Annotated in this window: 2 protein-coding genes; both read right to left on the bottom strand. The window is 66.8% G+C overall.

Features of this window, described 5'->3' with window-relative positions; translation table 11 throughout:
- On the bottom strand, window positions 1-503 hold a 503-nt coding region (locus EOA27_RS36805), incomplete at its 3' end, for an MOSC N-terminal beta barrel domain-containing protein (RefSeq protein ID WP_127258755.1).
- Window positions 503-1,311 (bottom strand): AMP-binding protein (locus EOA27_RS36800; protein WP_145970841.1); only part of this gene is annotated, 809 nt, incomplete at its 5' end. The genes EOA27_RS36800 and EOA27_RS36805, both read right to left, overlap by 1 nt.

The raw sequence follows: 1,311 nt of genomic DNA, 5'->3' as shown, positions 1-1,311 counted from the left end.
ATGTTGGGCCGGAAGCGGCGCGGATCGGGCGTGCCCTCCGGATGCAGGGCCTTCAGGCGGGCCAGCGAGGCAGTGGTGAGCAGATGGATCGGCGTTTTGGCATAGCGGGCTGCGGTCAGCGGCCCGGTATGGAAGGGCGCCGCGTTCTCAGCGCCGAACGGACGGATGGAGGCCGCGAAGCCGAGGAAGGCCGAAATCGCGCGGTCGCTTTCCGGGTCGGGCGCCGGCAGCCAGCCGCCGCCGGGCACGGCGACTTCCAGGCGCCATTCCTTGCTCATCGGGGCCCCGCTCAGCCGGGTGCGAATAAGCGGCACTTTGTGCCACTTTGTTTCGCGGTCTGGCCTTGCGATCTCGCCGTCGGAAGCATCGACCAGTCCAAACAGCCGGTCACCATCGACAGTCGTCGTGCCGACCGAAATGGCGTCGAGCCGCTCGCCGGCGAGCGAGCTCGCCGGATAGCGCCAGAGCTGGCTGACGGAGCCGAGGATCGTCTCGCCGGCCATCAGCCTCTCTTGTTCTGGCGGTTGACGACGAGGTCGTCGACCACGGCCGGGTCGGCGAGGGTCGAGGTGTCGCCCAGCGAACCGAAATCGTCCTCGGCGATCTTGCGCAGGATGCGGCGCATGATCTTGCCGGAACGGGTCTTGGGCAGGCCGGGCGCGAACTGGATCTTGTCCGGCGTGGCGATGGCGCCGATCTCCTTGCGGACATGGGCGACGAGTTCCTTGCGCAGATCCTCGCTGCCCGTCTCTCCGGCCATCAGGGTGACATAGCAGTAGATTCCCTGCCCCTTGATGTCGTGCGGATAGCCGACGACCGCGGCCTCGGAAACCTTGTCGTGGCTGACCAGCGCCGATTCGACCTCGGCCGTGCCCATGCGGTGCCCGGAGACGTTGATGACGTCGTCGACGCGGCCGGTGATCCAGTAATAGCCGTCGGCGTCGCGGCGGCAGCCGTCGCCGGTGAAGTACTTGCCCTTGTAGGTCGAGAAATAGGTCTGCACGAACCGCTCGTGGTCGCCATAGACGGTGCGCATCTGGCCCGGCCAGGAATCGGTTATGCAGAGATTGCCGTCGGTGGCGCCTTCCAGCACCTTGCCTTCACCGTCGACCAGCTGCGGCTGAACGCCGAAGAAGGGCCGGGTGGCGGAACCGGCTTTCAGGTCCGTGGCGCCGGGCAGCGGCGTGATCAGGATGCCGCCGGTCTCGGTCTGCCACCATGTGTCGACGATCGGCACCTTGCCGTTGCCGACGACGTTGAAATACCACTCCCAGGCTTCCGGGTTGATCGGCTCGCCGACCGACCCCAGAA

This window comes from Mesorhizobium sp. M2A.F.Ca.ET.037.01.1.1 (genome assembly GCF_003998075.1).
Lineage (GTDB): Bacteria > Pseudomonadota > Alphaproteobacteria > Rhizobiales > Rhizobiaceae > Mesorhizobium.
Note: the sequence above shows the minus strand (reverse complement) of the source record. Positions and strands in the feature narration are given on the sequence as shown.